Here is a 401-nt window from a genome sequence, read left to right as displayed (position 1 = left end):
TGATAAATAACAATTTACCATCAGGAGCTTGCATGCCAATCCATACGAATCTGACGCCTGAGCGCAGAAGCACCATGGTTGAGCAGGGCGTCTGGAATGACAGGGTCATTACGGACTATCTGGATGAGGCGGTGGCTTCGGCCGGTGACAAGACCGCCATCGTGACCTACCGAATGGCTGACGGCAGCCGCAGCGAACTCAGCTATCGCGAACTGAACGACAAGGTCACTCGCCTGGCGGCAGGACTGGCGGGGCTCGGCGTGGAGCAGGGTGATGTCGTCTCCTGCCAGCTGCCCAACTGGTGGCAGATGACCGCCCTGCACCTGGCCTGCGTGCGCATCGGGGCGGTGCTCAACCCGCTGATGCCGATCTTCCGCGAGCACGAACTCGAATTCATGCTC

General features: G+C 60.1%; 1 protein-coding gene. It reads left to right on the top strand.

Features of this window, described 5'->3' with window-relative positions; genetic code table 11:
• Positions 1-32: 32 nt before the first annotated feature.
• On the top strand, positions 33-401 hold a 369-nt coding region (locus IOC61_RS15950; RefSeq protein ID WP_195689733.1), incomplete at its 3' end, for an AMP-binding protein.

This window comes from Halomonas sp. KAO (genome assembly GCF_015595025.1).
In the GTDB taxonomy this organism is placed as follows: domain Bacteria; phylum Pseudomonadota; class Gammaproteobacteria; order Pseudomonadales; family Halomonadaceae; genus Halomonas.
The sequence above is the reverse complement of the archived record's forward strand: the minus strand, read 5'-3'. Positions and strand labels throughout refer to the sequence as shown.